Raw genomic sequence first — 17,115 nt, 5'->3', positions numbered from 1 at the left:
GATATGAAACACAATAGGAAAATCGTATGCAAAAACTTCTTCCACCTTTTGCGATGGCCGCAATTTCTGTTGCCTTAACCGGCTGTTTGCAGAGTGAGCAGCAAGATGCAAAAGTCGAAATTAATAAAAACCCTTACCCAAGTACGTATCAAGCTTTACCACAGCAAAAAACGCTAATTAAAAACGCCACGATATTAACCGGCGTGGGAACACGTTTGGACAATGCTGATGTATTACTCGTTGATGGTAAAGTCAGCCAAATTGGTAGCAGTTTAACGGCTGCTGGCGCAATAGAAGTTGATGCAAATGGTAAGTGGGTGACACCGGGCATTATTGACGTTCATTCACATTTAGGTGTCTATCCAAGCCCGTCAGTTGAGTCGCATTCTGATGGCAATGAAATGAGCTCTCCTAATACTTCAGAAGTATGGGCCGAGCACAGTGTTTGGCCACAAGATCCTGGTTTTCAAGCCGCGCGTGCAGGCGGTATTACAACCTTACAAATATTACCGGGCTCAGCAAACTTATTTGGTGGTCGCGGAGTTACCCTTCGAAATGTACCAAGTGAAACTATGCAAGGCATGAAATTTCCAGATGCACCGTATGGTTTAAAAATGGCTTGTGGAGAAAACCCTAAACGCGTTTATGGCGGTCGTAAAGTTTTACCGTCAACACGTATGGGCAATATGGCTGGTTATCGTATGGCTTGGGCAGAAGCGACAGAATATAAACGCGCTTGGGAAAAATATGATGCAGATTACGCAGCCGGTAAAAATCCTGAAGCGCCAAAACGTGATATTGAATTAGATACCCTAAAAGGGGTGCTTGATGGCGATATCTTAATTCATAACCATTGTTATAAAGCCGAAGAAATGGCGATGATGATAGATTTAGGCAAAGAGTTTAATTATCGCTCAGGTACTTTCCATCACGCTATTGAAGCCTACAAAATTGCTGACAAGCTTGCCGAAAACGGTAACTGTGCAGCGATGTGGCCAGATTGGTGGGGCTTTAAAATGGAAGCTTATGACATGGTCCATGAAAATGTGGCAATTGTTGATGCCGTGAAAAATTCTTGTGCTGTCGTACATTCCGACTCTGCAAGCACCATTCAACGCTTGAACCAAGAAGCGGGTAAAGTAATGTATCGTGCAAATGATAATGGGTTTGATATTAAGCCGGAATTAGCCATTACTTGGATCACCTCAAATGCGGCAAAATCTTTGGGGCTAGCAGATGAAACTGGTAGCTTAGAGGCAGGTAAAAAAGCGGATGTAGTTATCTGGAATCAAAATCCATTTAGTGTATACGCGCAAGCTGAGCAAGTATTTATTGATGGTGCTAAGGTATACGATCGTCATGATGAAAAATATCAAGCGAAAAGCGACTTTTTATTAGGCCAAAGATAAGGTGAAAACAATGAAGCATTTTAAATTATTTAAATCATCGTTAATTGCTTTGGCACTAGCGAGTTCTCATAGCAGCTTTGCTGAAAGCTTCGCTATAACTAACGCAACGGTTCATACCGTGACTGAACAAGGCGTTCTTAACAACGCAACGGTTGTTGTTGAAGATGGCAAGGTTATCGCTATTAATCCTGACAGTGTCACTGCAGATACTGTGATCGATGCCGAAGGTAAAATTTTAACACCTGGCTTTATTGGCTCTATGAATCAATTGGGTCTAGTTGAAGTTGGTGCAGTATCGAGAAGCCGCGATGCTCGAGACAAGAAAGCCGATATTACCTTTGACGCAAGTTTAGCGTTTAACCCTCGCTCCACGGTTATTCCATATAGCCGTAAAGGCGGCATAACTAGTAATGTTGTTGCCCCACGCGGTGGCGACGATATGTTTAAAGGTCAAACTTTTGTGGCTGACTTATCCGGTGAATTTGATAGTGTGCGGATAAGTAATGATAATGTGATTATTGACCTGGGCGCAAAAAGTAAAGGTTCAAGAGCATTAGCGCTACAAAAATTGCAAGTTAAGCTTGAGGATGCCGCTAAAAAACTAGCGAAGGAAAAGTCGAAAAAAGATACTAAAGACAAAAAAGAAGGCAAAGATAAAAAGGATGCTAAAGAGCCTAGCCGTGAGGCGAAAGTGATCAATGCCTTGCTTGCTGGTGACAAAGCGTTAGTTGCCTATGCGGATAGAGCAACAGACTTATTGGTACTATTGAAACTTAAAGCAAGCTACAGCCTTGATTTGGTGCTGGTTGGTGCGGCAGATGCGGTATTAATTGCCGACAAAATAGCTGAGGCGAAAGTGCCTGTAGTGATGGCCGCACTGGACAATTTACCCGGCAGTTTTGACTCACTAAATGCTTCATTAGAGAATGCAGCCAAGCTAACTAACGCAGGTGTAAATGTTGCTTTAACTGTTGATGGCGATACTCATAACTTGTATCAACTGCGCTTTCATGCCGGTAATGCCATCGCAAATGGCTTATCACGTGCTGATGCTTTAGCTGCTGTTACCGCTAATGTTGCCGATGCGTTTAACTTAGAGAGCGGCCGAGTTGCCGTTGGTCAAGCAGCAGACTTAGTGTTGTGGAGTGCGGATCCATTCGAATTAAGCTCATCTGTTGCTAAAATTTGGATTGATGGCAAAGAGTATTCAACCGAAAGTCGACAAGATAAATTGCGTGAGCGTTACATGCGAGAGAGTAACATGCCAAGAGCTTATTCTAAGTAACCTGAGCTCGGGACAAGCAAAATGCTACAGCAGCGCTATTAAAGCCTATTTCTGCGTTGTTTAAGTTGCCAATAACTCGTTATTGGGCACACTTAAACGCCTTGAACTCGACATAAATACCACTACTGTCGATTGAGTGTTGATAATGCTTTGAAACAGTTATGTTTTTCATTCTCATTATCCCGAGTTCAGGTTAAGTAGCATGTTCGCTTGGTAAAAGTGAATGTTTGACTAAAACCACGCGCAGGCGTGGTTTTTTTATGTAAAGGTTTTTTGCTATCTTGCGGGTGCACGCAGGTAGGAGCGCATAGTCGCATCACTAACTGGGTGAAGTTTCAGCTACTCAGTTGCAACAACTCTGGGGAGTGATGAAACCCCGCTGGAATACTTTTGTGCTTTCATCCGCATTTATGATCTTCTAAACTGTTAGCTTAACAAGTGTTGAATATAAGTGGAAGCCAATGACATCAGAAGTATTATTAAAAAATGAATTTGGTCATGCAGAGTTATACCAACTAGGTGAAAGTCTGCGAGGAATAAAATTTTATCACGATAAGTGTCAAGGTGCGGTAAGTTTATATGGTGGCCAGGTATTGTCGTGGCAACCCCAAAAGCAACAAGCTATTTTTTGGTTAAGTGATGATAGTCAATATTCGACATCACAGGCTATTCGTGGTGGCATTCCTATTTGTTGGCCTTGGTTTGGTGGTGAAGTAAAGTCTGCTCAAGGCAATATAGATAAAGCCAATAATCATGGTTTTGCTAGGCAAAGTCAGTGGCATTTAGATGATATTGAAGTAAATGAATCCGAAGTTATTATTGTGCTGTCCTTAAGTGGCAAACATTATTCTACGCACTGGCCAGCGGCTTTTAAATTAACACAAACCTTAGTGTTTTCTGAACAATTTCAACAGACATTGACCATGACAAATTTATCGGAACATACCGTTGAATATACTGCGGCATTACACAGCTATTTTTGTGTCAGTAATCCTAAGCAGGTTAGTATTCAGGGTTTTGATTCTTTTGCTTATGATGACAAGTTATCAGGGAGAAAAAAGCAAGTTTCAACGCTTGAAAATTGTCTTGGTCCAGTTGATCGTATTTATCACAACGGTGATAGTAAAACCATTATTGATAACGGTTGGCAACGAGCAATAACCGTGACCAGTGATAATTGTCAGCAATGGGTATTATGGAATCCAGGTCAAACCGCAACTACCATGCCTGATATGCATGCACAAAGTGAGCAAGAGTTTGTTTGCTTAGAGGCGGCAAATACTCATTGGCAAGCCATTGCTAGTCAAGCTAGTGTAAGCATTAGTCAGCAAATAGTCGTTGACAATTTTTAATGCTGTTTGGATGTAAATCGCTGTTCTAGTTAAAAATTACACTCTGGTTTCGGCCATTATTTTTTGCATCATAAAGCGCTTTGTCGGCTCCGGAAATAAAATCATTGATGGTTCTATTTTCAATAGGCAAGTGGCAGATACCAAAACTGATTGTTGTTGAGAATGAACCACTAGTGGTTGAAATAGGAAATGAAATACTGGCGATTTTTTCTCGAATACGTTCAACAATGACTAATGCCTGGCTAGCCGTAGTTTCAGGCAATAACATGATAAATTCTTCTCCACCCCAGCGGCCAATAACATCAATTTGACGTAAGGTTTGCGATAACTGTTCCGAGATTATACGTAGTACATCGTCACCAACTAAATGGCCATAAGTATCATTAATTTGCTTAAAATTATCAATATCGGCTAGCACAACACAAAGGCTGTCATTAGCTTTTGCTATGTCATCAAAGCGCCAGTGAATATGACTGCGATTAGGTAATTGGGTGAGAAAATCAGTTTCAGAATCTTTTACTAATTTCGATTTAAAATAGCTAATGATATTCAGTAAAACAATATAAAAAATAAATGAGATTAAAAAGAAAATGACAAACCGACCAATAAATATTTTCCAATATTCATTTTGTTCTGATGCTGGTGGTGAGACGATAAACATACGCCAGTTTAATTCTTGAATCGGCATTTGGGATATCAGTAAACCATTTTCAGTGGTATACATGACTTCGTTACTTAAATTTAAATCTGCACGATTGTTGGTCGTTAACGATTGATACCAATCAAGGTCACTTAATCGCGCAATAGCGTCTTTTCTATGATGACTCTCGGTTTTCATGATGGCGTTGGAAGATAAAGTAATAATGTTATTTTTATCAACAAAATAAAGCTCAAAACCGAATCGTTCACTGAATTCCTGAAACTTACCAGCAAAATAGTTTAAATCAATAGCAACACCGGTAAAGCCTAAAAACTTGTTATCTTGATTTAGTATTTTACTGTCAAAATATAGGTGAGGGTCTTCGGCATTGCCAATATCGGTGAACTGATCGCCAGGAAGATCTTTTAGGCGATGATACCATTCAGCGGCATCGCTACTCAGTTTGGTTTCTTTGGCATTAGAGTCCACCATTAAGTTATGTTTTTCTAACGCAATAAAGGCCAGCATATTATAAGATTTGGAAATTCTTGCTAAGTATGAAATTAAGTATTCTTTTTCAATTTTATCACTAGCGGCGTAGTCAATAACCAGTTGATTGTTAGCCATAAAGTTGGCGACACTTAGCGGTCGAAGAATTTCGCTGGTGACTAAGGAAAATAATGGTGTTATTGCGGCATGTTGCTGTTTATTATGGCTATTAATAATCTCTCGGAAGGTAATATACGAGGTTAGAATGACGGTGATTATGGTGACAAAAAAAGTTACAGCGATGTAACGATCAAACTTATTTCCAAACTTCATGCAGTGTTTTCGTTAGCCAATGTCTATGTTTCTAGTTTATTTATAGCGCGATTGTAAAATTTAAGCCATGTTTTTATTATGACAATGTTAATTCAATAAACATAGGTAACGTAGGCTGGCTAATTTATCCGTAAGTATTTCTGTAATAAGGCCTGGGTAAAATTGGTTTTTAGGTAAAAACCACGCGGTAAGGTTTGAAAAGGTTGACCGTGGCGATTAAATGCTTGGGTTTTCGCTTGGCTATTGGCGGCTTTAGGCCGTAACTGCAACACTTGCCCATGTTTACCGTGAATATTTTCAACATCACCTAGTACTATCATATCGGTTAATTCTTGCCAGTCGAGTGCCAGTAACTGCTCCTCTTCAGCGGACGGAGACCAAATAAAGGGTGTGCCAACAAGTCGTTGTGCCACTGGAATTTCGCGCTCAGAAATTACCGGCACCCATAGCACCCGAGCCAATTTATTACGAATATGGCTAGTTTGCCATTGTGCCCCGACTAAACCAGTCAGCGGTGCGACACAAACAAAAGTTGTTTCCAGTGGTTTAGCTTGATAACTAATGGGCAGTGACTTTAGTTCTATGCCTAAATGCGGAAAATCTGGCTCAGGTCGAGAACCTGCACTCGCACCTAATACTTGTTCTAGTAGTAGGCCAATCCAACCTTTCTCTCGCTTTAAATTTTTTGGTACCGCGACATTAACTAGCTCAGCTATTTCCCCAAGTGTCATGCCTGCTAAGTCTTGTGCACGGGCAAGTAATTCTGCTTCGTTTTTAGGAATATTGATACTTTTCAATGAGCTTTCTTCTATCGCAAGTGTTAAGACTATTATTATGTATCTCGACGGCTTCGAGCAAGCGCATTATGACAGTGAATTTTCTGTACTTAAAGCTCAGCAAATAATTAAACCAAGAGCTTGATATAGAAAAACAATGATTTCTAGCAATATTTATTTGCTCCAAGGTGCAGAGTATGGAAGAATCAATGACATTATTAATGCTGTCAGGAGTTCCTTTGATAGATGCCGAAGGCTATCGAGCCAACGTCGGCATAGTAATAATCAATGACAGGGGACAAGTATTTTGGGCTAGGCGTTTTGGTCAACATTCTTGGCAATATCCACAAGGTGGTGTTGACGAAGGTGAGTCTGCTGAACAAACCATGTATCGGGAGCTAAATGAGGAAGTTGGTTTAAAACCTGAGCATGTTAAAATTGTCGCAACCACCAAGCACTGGTTAAGATATAAATTACCAAAAAGGTTAATTCGGCACGAGAGTAAACCCGTTTGTATTGGTCAAAAACAGAAATGGTTTTTACTAAAATTAACGGCACCAGAGTCGGCAGTTGATTTATTGCATTCAGATCACCCTGAATTCGATGACTGGCGCTGGGTTTCGTACTGGTATCCGGTAAGGCAAGTTGTGTCATTTAAGCGTGAAGTTTATCGTAAAGTGATGAAAGAGTTTTCGCTAGCAGCCATGCCAAATTATCGTCAAGACCGTCGTCGACGTCGAGCTTAAATATTATTGGCCTTAGATTATTATTATGTAATGTAAATAGCTCACTGCGGTGAGCTATTTAGTTTAAAAGCTTTGAATATTGAGGAAATGTTATGAAAAAGGATGTCATAGCAAGTTCTGTTAACAGGATTTAACACTGTCTTTACTGAGCTTAGGCTAATGTTAATATCACATACGTACTGAACCTACCTGCAAACATATAATTATAAGGATTGTAATGCTAACCACTCTGCGTCGAATAGTCTTAGAATTTAGTCAAGCTGCTGAGCTTGATCAAGCCTTATTACGTTTAGTGACGCAAGTGAAAGATGCACTATCCTCCCAGTGCTGTTCAGTATATTTAGCCGATCACCAAAAGCAACATTTCATTTTGATGGCTTCAGATGGCTTGGCCGAAGGTGCTTTTTGCCGCACCAGTATTGGCTTTACCGAGGGGCTTATTGGTTTAGTGGGCCAGCGAGAAGAACCGATAAATATTGCCAATGCCCAGCAGCACCCTGATTTTATACACGCCCCAGAAGTTGAAGAAGATCAATACAATGCGTTTTTGGGGACACCAATAATTCATCAGCGGAAAGTGCTCGGTGTGCTGACGGTACAACAAGAACAAGCGCGTTTCTTTACCGAAAATGAAGAAGCTTTTCTGGTCACGCTCTCTGCGCAGTTAGCAACAGCGATAGCAAGCATTGAAGCACAAGGCTTGATAGGGCTGTACGATTATAGCAAAAATGCGATTAAAACCCTTAAAGGTATTGGTGGCGCACCAGGGGTAGCAATTGGCGAAATGATCGTTGTGCATCCATCCGCTAACTTATCGACAGTTGCCGTTATAAAAGAAGCCGATAGTGAGCAACAATTGCATCGGTTTAATGACGCAGTGCGCAACACTCTTGCTGATTTTACGGTTATGGGCAGTAAATTAAAAACCATAATCTTAGACAATAGCCTAGATATTTTTGAAGTTTATAAACAGTTACTTGAAAGTGATAATTTTAAAACGGAAGTTATCAATAAAATTACACAAGGCTGGAATGCAGAAAGTGCATTGAAATTAGTGGTTGATGGTTATGTTATACAATTTGAAGCTCTTGAAGATGACTATTTACGCGAGCGAGCCAGTGATATAAAAGATCTAGGCAATCGGTTGTTAGAAAACCTGCAAAACCTTAAGGCGCAAGAGCAGAAATTACCACAACAATTTGTTCTGGTTGCCGAAGATGTAACCGCCTCTATGATTGCTGAGTATCAACATCAAGGCTTACTTGGCATTGTTTCATTGAGCGGCTCAAATAACTCGCACGCAGCGATTTTGGCTAAGGCGCTAAATATTCCTGCGATAATGGGGATAGAATATATTGCCATTCGTCAACTGCATCGCCAAGAAGTAGTGCTCGATGGTTATTCTTGCCAGCTACATATTGCGCCGAATGAGGCTTTGATCAATGAATATCGTCATATTTTATTAGCCGAAACTCAGCTACAAGCGCAGGTTAGCAAAGTAGCACACTTGCCTGCAGTCACTCTAGACGGCCATCGAGTAGGGTTGTTGGTTAATAGTGGTTTGTCATCGGGCTTTGAGTTTTCGCATAATGTTGGCGCAGAAGGGGTCGGGCTTTATCGCACAGAAATCCCTTTTATGAACCGAAGTTGTTTCCCGTCTGAACTAGAGCAAACTGTACTATACCGGCAAGTTTTAGAGTCATTTTCTGGTCAACCTGTAACCATGAGAACATTAGATGTTGGTGGTGATAAATCACTGCCTTATTTTCCTATTGTCGAAGCAAACCCCTTTCTAGGCTGGCGTGGTATTCGGATCACACTTGATCATCCTGAAATATTTTTAGTGCAAATTCGCGCTATGATGAAGGCAAATCTTGGGCTGGAAAATTTAGCGATTATGTTACCTATGATCTCTAGTATCAGTGAAGTCGATGATGCAAAAAGGCTTATTAATCAAGCATATTATGAGTTAAGTGCGGAATTGGCATTAACAGCAGGCGAAATTTTAGCGAGACCAAAAATCGGCGTGATGATTGAGGTGCCAAGTATTATTTTTCAAATGGACGACTTAGCCGAGAAAGTCGATTTTTTCTCCGTTGGCAGCAATGATTTAACACAGTATTTATTAGCTGTTGATCGTAACAATATTCGCGTGGCAAGCTTATATGAGTTTTATCACCCTGCGGTTTTGCGAGCGTTAAATTACATAGCGCAAAAAAGTCATACGCGAAAGGTACCACTCTGTATTTGTGGAGAATTGGCAAACGAACCCGCCGGTGCATTATTGCTTATGGCAATGGGATATAATGACTTAAGTATGAGTGCACACAGCCTTGCCAAAGTAAAATGGGCAATTCGCCATGTTGAGTATCGAAAGTTGCAACAAATTTTGGCAAAAGTGTTAACCTTTACCAGCCCCGTTAAGGTTCATCGTTACATGAATGAACAATTATTTACATTAGGTTTAGAAGACTTTGTTCATACGCGATTATAATGTCTCGCTTGTGTTGAAATTATCCAACTTGTTCTTTTAGTTATGGAAGCTTAATCCGTGTCGATGCTCTTAAGTGTATTTTTAGCTTGTACTTTACTTGGCGCCGTTGTCGGCTTCTTTGCTGGCGTGCTCGGTATTGGCGGTGGCTTAATCATAGTTCCTGTGCTGGTTTATCTATTACCTTCTTTAGGCGTCAGTGCTGAATTGGCTTTTCCAATGGCATTAGCGACGTCGCTTGCGTCGATAATTTTCACATCATCATCTGCCGCTATTGCTCATCATAAAAATGGCAATATTCCGTGGCGTGTAACTAAATGTATTGGGCCAACAGTGGCAATAGGGGCGATGTTAGGCGCTGTTATTGCGGGGATGTTATCACTAGACGCATTAACATTATTTTTTGCCACTGCGGTGTTTATGTTAGCGGCATATATGTTTTTATCCATTAAAGTTGAACGAAGTATCGCCCAGCCAGCAAATTGGGTTTTACAGCTCATTGGTTTATTAACCGGCATAGTGGCGAGTTTGATGGGCATTGCTGGTGGCGCAATTCTGGTTCCAGTTCTAATGTACTGCTCGTTACCTATGCGCCAGGCAATAGGCGTTGCCACAGCAAGTGGTATTTTGGTGGCTTTATTTGGTGCTTTCGGCTATGTTGTGATTGCCCCTGAACAAGCTAACCTGCCGGCGTGGAGTCTTGGTTTTATCTATTTGCCAGCGTTATGCGGTATTGTCTTAACGTCGTCATTGTTTGCTCCCATTGGCGTCAAGGTTGCGAAAGTACTGCCTGTACCTTATTTAAAAAAGGGCTTTGCAATATTTTTGATGTTGGTTGCCATTAAAATGGTGCTTTAAAACCTGCCGAGAAAAATTTTGCCTAGTTGGTGATTATTAGGCATAATTTTACCTAACAGAAAAATGCAATTCAAAAATACTACTGGTTAAATTTAATAGCCAATTATTATCGCATTTACCTCCCCGTTTTATTGATTTTTTAAGGAAAACCTAGTGAAAGCATACCTTGATTTAATGCGCCATGTACGTGACGAAGGCATTGAGAAGTCAGATCGAACCGGTACGGGAACTAAGAGTATATTTGGCCACCAAATGCGTTTTGACCTAGCGAAAGGATTTCCACTTGTAACGACCAAAAAATGTCACTTAAAATCCATTATTCATGAATTATTGTGGTTTATTAAAGGTGAATCAAACATTGCTTATTTGCAGGAAAATGGCGTAAAAATTTGGGATGACTGGGCTACTGAAGACGGTGAACTTGGTCCTGTTTATGGTGTGCAATGGCGCAATTGGCCAGCTGAAAATGGTGAGACAATTGATCAACTCGCCCAGCTTATTGATGATCTGAAACATAATCCTGACTCACGCCGTCATATTATTACTGCTTGGAACCCAGCGTTGTTGCCCGATACGTCAATTAGCCCTGATGCTAATGCAGCGTTAGGAAAACAAGCATTACCACCGTGCCATACATTATTTCAATTTTACGTACTTAACGGTAAATTGAGTTGTCAGTTGTATCAACGTAGCGCTGATATATTCTTAGGAGTACCGTTTAATATTGCTAGCTATGCCCTGTTCACTATGATGATTGCGCAAGTTTGTGATTTAGAACTCGGCGATTTCGTTCATACGTTTGGTGATGCCCATTTGTATTTGAATCATCTTGAACAAGTTGAAGAACAATTATCCAGAGAGCCTTTACCACTGCCGAATATGTGGATTAACCCAGCAGTTAACAGTATTTTTGATTTTACCTTTGAAGATTTTGAGTTGCAAAATTATCAGGCGCACCCTCATATTAAAGCGCCTATTTCGGTATAGTCGTTTACCTATAAAAAAGGAGCTAACTAGCGCCTTTTTTATTATGGTAATGATGTGATTTAGCCATGCATACGGATAAATTTTGCCAGTAAAGTGTCTTCATCCTCAACTTTATCTGGATCAGGCTTGATGCAGTCTATTGGGCAAACCGAAACACAGGTCGGTTTGTCATAGTGTCCGATGCATTCGGTGCATTTATCGACATCAATTTCGTAGACATTTTCACCCATTGAAATGGCTTCATTTGGACATTCTGGATCGCACATATCGCAGTTGATGCAGCTACTTTCTATGAGCAACGCCACTAGCTATTTGTCCTGATTTTGTGCAAATGGATGACGTGTTGTGCCACCATCGGTTAAATAGCGCATAATAATACCAAACGATAAATCAAGCTCGGTATCGAGTGCGATTGCAACTTTGTGGCCTGAGCCTTTTGCATCGTCAACCGGCTCACCTTTCAAGTTTTGCATTGTGGTCAGTGTAAAGCTTAAATTGCCGGCAGGCGTCATAAGTTCAAGCTCATCACCGACTAGAAATTTATTTTTAACATCGATTTCGATCAAACCGCTTGTTTCATTTCGCCCGATAACTTCACCAACAAATTGTTGGGTATCACTTTTTGAGTAGCCGTAGTCATAATTCTGCGTATCGCCGTGGCGATGACGTTGTAAAAAGCCTTCGGTATAACCACGATGCGCCAAATGTTCTAAGTCAGTATTTAATCTGCCGTTGAAAGCTTTGCCATTGACGGCATCTATCATCGCTTGGTTATAAATTTGCGCGGTACGTGCACAATAGTAAAAAGACTTAGTGCGGCCTTCAATTTTTAAGGAGTGAACACCCATTTTAACTAAACGTTCAACATGTTCTACAGCACGTAAGTCTTTTGAATTCATGATATAAGTGCCGTGCTCATCTTCAAATGCTGGCATATATTCACCCGGACGGCCTTGCTCTTGCAGTAAAACAACATCTTCAAAAGGTTTCTGCTCTGGCAGATAAATTTCAACAGGTTGTGTCGCTATAATATCGCCCGTTTCGGTTTCTTTAGCCGGGTGGCTGTCGTATTTCCAACGACAAGAGTTAGTGCAGGTACCTTGGTTTGGATCGCGCTTGTTAATATAGCCAGACAATAAGCAACGGCCAGAATAAGCCATACAAAGTGCGCCATGGACAAAAACTTCAAGCTCTATCTCAGGACAGCGGAAGCGAATTTCTTCAATTTCATCTAATGATAGTTCACGTGAAAGAATAACCCGTTCAATCCCTTGTTGATGCCAAAACTTTACTGTTGACCAATTCACTGCATTGGCTTGCACCGACAGGTGAATTGGCATATCAGGGAAGTTTTCTCGAACCATCATAATTAAGCCAGGATCTGACATGATTAAGGCATCTGGAGCCATTTCGATCACTGGCTTGATATCACGCAGGAAGGTTTGAAGCTTACTATTGTGTGGTGCAATGTTATTAACAAGGTAGAATTTTTTACCTAAAGCATGTGCTTCGTCGATACCTATTTTTATGTTTTCCAAGCTAAATTCATTATTACGCACTCTAAGAGAATATCTTGGCTGACCTGCATATACGGCGTCTGCTCCATAAGCAAAGGCGTAGCGCATGTTTTTTAGACTTCCAGCAGGGGATAATAATTCAGGTTTGAGCATGACAACATTCAACATAGTAAAAGCGGTCGCGCATTATAATTTACTTTAGTTACATCATCTTAAATTTGTTGAATTAACTTGATCTTGATCAAAGTCTGCAGTGAAAAAATTTTACCGTAAATTGCTTAGTCATTAATGTTCATTGAAAAAACATCAAATAATGGCTGTAATTTCAATATTTTGTGCTAGATTAATTTATAGCATAACACTAATAAAAAAGGATGATTTATGGGCGCAGAAAATGCACTTTACACAATACTTGTTGAAAAAATTAAGCAAGATGCTTTGGTATTACCCACCTTACCTAAAATTGCCTTGAAAGTTAGAGAGGCGGCGGATGATCCGGAAATTAACCTTGGTAAAATGAGTGAAATTATATCTCAGGATCCCGCGCTGTCTTTAGGCATGCTTAAAGTGGCAAATAGTGTTGTTTTTGGTCGTACTGTTAAAGTTGAAAGCGTAACCCAGGCTGTTACTCGTATTGGCTTAAGACAAATCAAAAGCATTGCAACGGCGATGGCAATTGAGCAAATGTTCGTTTCTAACAATGCCACTATTGCGGAATATATGCAGAAGTCGTGGAATAAAACCGTTGATGTTGCTGCGGTGGCAATTACACTGATGACACTGTATTTGCAAAAAAATAAACATGCTGCATTCACCCTCGACACCATAACATTAGCTGCGTTAATACATAATATCGGTGTTTTGCCAATTTTAACCGAAGCAGAAGGGCACCCAGAAGTTTTTGCGAATCCGGCTTTTATCCAGCAAGCTATTATTAAGTTTTCAAATGAGATTGGCATTGAAGTAACCAAGGCATGGGAGTTTCCTGAGGAATTCACTGAACTGGTAAGTGCGTGGAACGATTTATCAGTGTTACCAAAAGATGTCCATTATCTTGATTTTATTCGTGCTGGCGCGGTTTACCATGAAATATTTAAAAGTGACTCGACGCGTGAGATTTTATTAAAAAGTTATGTGACGAAAGGAATTTTGCCTGATGTTGATTTTATGGCGTCAGAAGAGTTTGAAAGCTTGTTAGCTGACGCCAGAGCTATGTTTAGTTAATCTGCCTCAGTGTTAAATAAAAAAGGCGCTAAAAGCGCCTTTTTATTTGAGCATGGAATAATATTATTCTTCTAAATAATCACTGGCTTTAAGTGAAAATTCAGCTAATAAATGATCAATAAACCGGTTAAGCTCTCCAGCCATTAATGCAAAGTCTGCATCGAGTTTAGCGACAACGTCATCGCTATCAATATCATCGTTTTGCTCTTGAATAACGTCGTAGAATTTAAGACGCTTAACCGCGAGGTCATCACATAAAATAAAGGATAAAGACTCATCCCATTCCAGTGCAACTTTAACGACATATTTATCTGCGTCGAGATGAGCTTTAATTTCTTCACTGGTTAAGTCTTGGTTTTTTACTCGAACCACAGCGCCATCATCACCTAAGGCGTTAAATTCTGCTTCCATACCAAGCTGGAAATTTGTACCTAAGTTGTTTTCGATTAACCAATCGGTCATCACTTCATCAGGTGCTTTTTCTGGAGAAGGTGTGGTAACTGGTAAGGTGCCCAATGATTTACGCAACAGGGCTAAAAAGTCTTCTGCTTTACCTCGGCTACTGGTGTTAATAACAATAATATTATGAGCGGCATTAATATAGGCTTGGGTGTCGCTAAAACGAGAAAACGCTCGTGGTAACAGTTCAAAAATAATATCTTCTTTAAATTGCTCTTTTTCTTTTTTAGTTGCGCCACGTGACTGCTCGGCTTCTAGTTGCGCCACTTTTTGCTCAAGCATATCTTTAATAACGGGAGCAGGCAGGATTTTTTCTTCTTTGCGCGCACACAACAGGTAATTGCCATTAACAGCATGTACCACGGTTTGGCCATGCTTACCTAGAGCATTAACCCAACCAAAGTGTGATTGCTCTGTTGAGGCACAAGGAGTAAATAAATGCTCAGACAATTGTTTTTCTAAATCAGCCTCTGAACATTCAAACGGGCGGGTAAAAGCAAAAAAGTAAAGGTTTTTAAACCACATTGAGATAATCCTAGGCCCTAACATTGGGGGCGAATAATTGAAAAACGAGCGCCATATTACCGCAATTATTCACCTTGCGCACGCCAATATTTATTACCATTAGCCGCTGCAATAGGCTGGCAATTATTGCATGCTGCTAAATTCGATGTCGTAGCGAAGTCCTTGCTCTGGCGCTGAACTGGCGGTGATTTTACCATTTAAGGTGTCTTCTACTAGATCTCTGACAATATGGGTACCTAAACCTGTGCCTCCTTGACTAGCGGCTGTGGTATAAAAAGCATCAAATAAATGGCTAAGCTGCTCTTCCGACATACCGTGACCATTGTCTTGATAGACGATATGAACATGGGCGCTGGTCAGTTGTACTGAGATGGTAATAAGCCCACGATTGATGTCGCTAAAACCATGAATAATCGAGTTGATGATCAGATTAGTAAATATCTGAGAAAATGCCCCGGCATGACAATAAATTTCTGAGTTTTCAGGGCAGTCAATTTTAATCTTGTGGCTGGTTTTCTTTAATTTTGGGTGCAGGGAATGAATGATTTCATCAAGATATTTGCCAATATTCACTAAGCGAATTTTATCACTAATTTGGTCAACAGCCACTTGCTTATAACTGGTTATCAGCTCAGATGCTCGTGCTAGATTGTTAAGAAGTAGGTTGATGCCTTGTTCAGAATTTTGTGTGTAGTCATTAAGAACGCGTTTACTCAATTTGTTGTTCTCAACATCGGTTTTAAGTGCCGCGAGTAAATCCGCTAAATAGCTTGTTGAGGTAATACTAACGCCAATAGGGGTGTTAATTTCATGAGTCACTTCTGCAGACATATTCCCTAATATTGCCATTTTTTCTGCATCGAGTAGGCGTTCTTGTGCTTTATTTAACTCTAAAATTGAGTTTTTTAATTCGTGATTGGTGTTAATAAGGGTTTTTTCGGTCAGGCTTCTGCGACTATTTTCTGCTTGTAACTTACCTTGCTGGTCTAATAACTCTCGCTGCTGCATTTCCATTTTCAGCATAGTAGTGCTTAATGACGAGGTTTTTCTCGCGACTTCCTGTTCCAGCATTAAATTTTGTTCGTCAAGTTTACTGTTGGCGGAAATTAAATTGCTTTGTGCTTGTGCTAATTGCTCTTTATAGACCACCAGTTCATCAATTAAATTGTTGTAGGCATTTTGTAAAATATTTAATTCATTATTTTCATAGTTAATAACATGTAATTTCGATGCCTCTGGGTCGTCGATATCAAATTGATTTATTTGTTCGGTAAGTTCGTTAAGTGGGTTAGTAAGTAGTTGGGAAAAGGCGATGGAAAATAATAAAACTAACGCTGCTGTTTTCACCATGGCATTGCCAATTAGAAAATAAATACCGACTTGAATGCGGTTAAAAATAACTTCATTACTTGATAGTAGGGTGACAGAACCCACTTTTGTGGTACGGCCGGAAAACTCAAATATAAGTGGAAAGGAATGACCAAACAAACCGTCACTACTTGAGGTAACGTTAAAGTATTCATTGTCGGATAAGCCATCATTCAAAGATTCAATATTTAGTGTTTCTTCATCAGCCACTAGGCCCAATTGTGCAATGATTTGATTATTTTCATCGGTAATGGTGATGCCCTTGATCATAGGGATGGCCACTAAACCATCGGCAATATCTATGGCTTGTTGGGTGTTTAGCTCCCAAACTGCTCGGGTTAAACTGCCACTAAAGGTTTTCTCAAGTGTTAAAAGTTCACTGGTGATGTGGCTTTTAGTATTAATATATTCGGCACCTATTTGTACACAGGTGACGAGAAAGGTGAGAACAAAATAAAATGACAATACTCGTGCAAGTAATTTTCGTGACAGACTAGTAGTTTTCATTAAATATATCTTTTATTTCGCTTTTCTTGATTTTAGCGGTTTTATAAAAGGTTAAAAGTTTTTTTTTAATTTTCTTATTTAATTATCAGAGATTCGCGCTGACTTCTTTGTTTTTTGTCATTGTTTTGTCTAAAAAAATCAACAAAAAC

The 17,115-nt window shown here is 40.0% G+C and carries 14 protein-coding genes; 8 read left to right on the top strand and 6 right to left on the bottom strand.

Annotated elements, in window-relative coordinates:
- Positions 1-26 precede the first annotated feature (26 nt).
- From AC27JP_RS18620 to AC27JP_RS18610, 3 genes are all read left to right on the top strand, one after another.
- Positions 27-1,409: an amidohydrolase gene (locus AC27JP_RS18620; protein WP_487117434.1), complete on the top strand. Its 1,383-nt coding sequence runs from the start codon at positions 27-29 to the stop codon at positions 1,407-1,409.
- Between the two features lie 10 nt (positions 1,410-1,419).
- Entirely contained in the window at positions 1,420-2,694 is a 1,275-nt protein-coding gene (locus AC27JP_RS18615) for an amidohydrolase family protein (RefSeq protein WP_487117433.1), read from the top strand.
- 461 nt (positions 2,695-3,155) lie between these two features.
- On the top strand, positions 3,156-4,046 hold the full coding sequence (locus AC27JP_RS18610; RefSeq protein WP_487117432.1) for a D-hexose-6-phosphate mutarotase: 891 nt from the start codon (positions 3,156-3,158) through the stop codon (positions 4,044-4,046).
- A gap of 25 nt (positions 4,047-4,071) precedes the next feature.
- Here the strand turns inward: AC27JP_RS18610 and AC27JP_RS18605 are convergent, their stop codons facing one another.
- Entirely contained in the window at positions 4,072-5,508 is a 1,437-nt protein-coding gene (locus tag AC27JP_RS18605; protein WP_487117431.1) for a sensor domain-containing diguanylate cyclase, read from the bottom strand.
- Positions 5,509-5,627: 119 nt separating this feature from the next.
- Entirely contained in the window at positions 5,628-6,296 is a 669-nt protein-coding gene (mutH, locus tag AC27JP_RS18600; RefSeq protein ID WP_487117610.1) for a DNA mismatch repair endonuclease MutH, read from the bottom strand.
- A gap of 227 nt (positions 6,297-6,523) precedes the next feature.
- Here mutH and rppH point away from each other — a divergent pair, with 227 nt between their 5' ends.
- The 4 genes from rppH (at position 6,524) to AC27JP_RS18580 (ending at position 11,366) form a co-directional block, all read left to right on the top strand.
- The gene (rppH, locus tag AC27JP_RS18595) at positions 6,524-7,030 is read left to right on the top strand and encodes an RNA pyrophosphohydrolase (protein ID WP_487117609.1); all 507 of its coding nucleotides are present in this window, start codon (positions 6,524-6,526) and stop codon (positions 7,028-7,030) included.
- Between the two features lie 217 nt (positions 7,031-7,247).
- Positions 7,248-9,524, top strand: a complete 2,277-nt coding sequence (ptsP, locus tag AC27JP_RS18590; protein ID WP_487117430.1) for a phosphoenolpyruvate--protein phosphotransferase — start codon at positions 7,248-7,250, stop codon at positions 9,522-9,524.
- Between the two features lie 63 nt (positions 9,525-9,587).
- Positions 9,588-10,379: a sulfite exporter TauE/SafE family protein gene (locus tag AC27JP_RS18585; protein ID WP_487117608.1), complete on the top strand. Its 792-nt coding sequence runs from the start codon at positions 9,588-9,590 to the stop codon at positions 10,377-10,379.
- Positions 10,380-10,532: 153 nt separating this feature from the next.
- The gene (locus AC27JP_RS18580) at positions 10,533-11,366 is read left to right on the top strand and encodes a thymidylate synthase (protein ID WP_487117429.1); all 834 of its coding nucleotides are present in this window, start codon (positions 10,533-10,535) and stop codon (positions 11,364-11,366) included.
- A gap of 59 nt (positions 11,367-11,425) precedes the next feature.
- On the opposite strand, the gene AC27JP_RS18575 is transcribed toward AC27JP_RS18580, so the two are convergent.
- Both AC27JP_RS18575 and trhP read right to left on the bottom strand, forming a co-directional pair.
- Positions 11,426-11,671: a YfhL family 4Fe-4S dicluster ferredoxin gene (locus AC27JP_RS18575; protein ID WP_487117428.1), complete on the bottom strand. Its 246-nt coding sequence runs from the start codon at positions 11,669-11,671 to the stop codon at positions 11,426-11,428.
- A 3-nt stretch (positions 11,672-11,674) separates the two neighbouring features.
- Entirely contained in the window at positions 11,675-13,036 is a 1,362-nt protein-coding gene (trhP, locus tag AC27JP_RS18570) for a prephenate-dependent tRNA uridine(34) hydroxylase TrhP (protein WP_487117427.1), read from the bottom strand.
- A 228-nt stretch (positions 13,037-13,264) separates the two neighbouring features.
- Here trhP and AC27JP_RS18565 point away from each other — a divergent pair, with 228 nt between their 5' ends.
- Positions 13,265-14,107: an HDOD domain-containing protein gene (locus AC27JP_RS18565; protein WP_487117426.1), complete on the top strand. Its 843-nt coding sequence runs from the start codon at positions 13,265-13,267 to the stop codon at positions 14,105-14,107.
- A 63-nt stretch (positions 14,108-14,170) separates the two neighbouring features.
- Here AC27JP_RS18565 and rdgC read toward each other — a convergent pair whose 3' ends face one another.
- Both rdgC and AC27JP_RS18555 read right to left on the bottom strand, forming a co-directional pair.
- Complete coding sequence (rdgC, locus tag AC27JP_RS18560) at positions 14,171-15,091, bottom strand: recombination-associated protein RdgC (RefSeq protein WP_487117425.1); 921 nt, start codon at positions 15,089-15,091, stop codon at positions 14,171-14,173.
- Between the two features lie 123 nt (positions 15,092-15,214).
- Entirely contained in the window at positions 15,215-16,966 is a 1,752-nt protein-coding gene (locus AC27JP_RS18555) for a sensor histidine kinase (protein ID WP_487117424.1), read from the bottom strand.
- Between the last annotated feature and the right edge of the window lie 149 nt (positions 16,967-17,115).

This window comes from Colwellia sp. SU-HH01172 (assembly GCF_057553355.1).
The sequence above is the reverse complement of the archived record's forward strand: the minus strand, read 5'-3'. Positions and strand labels throughout refer to the sequence as shown.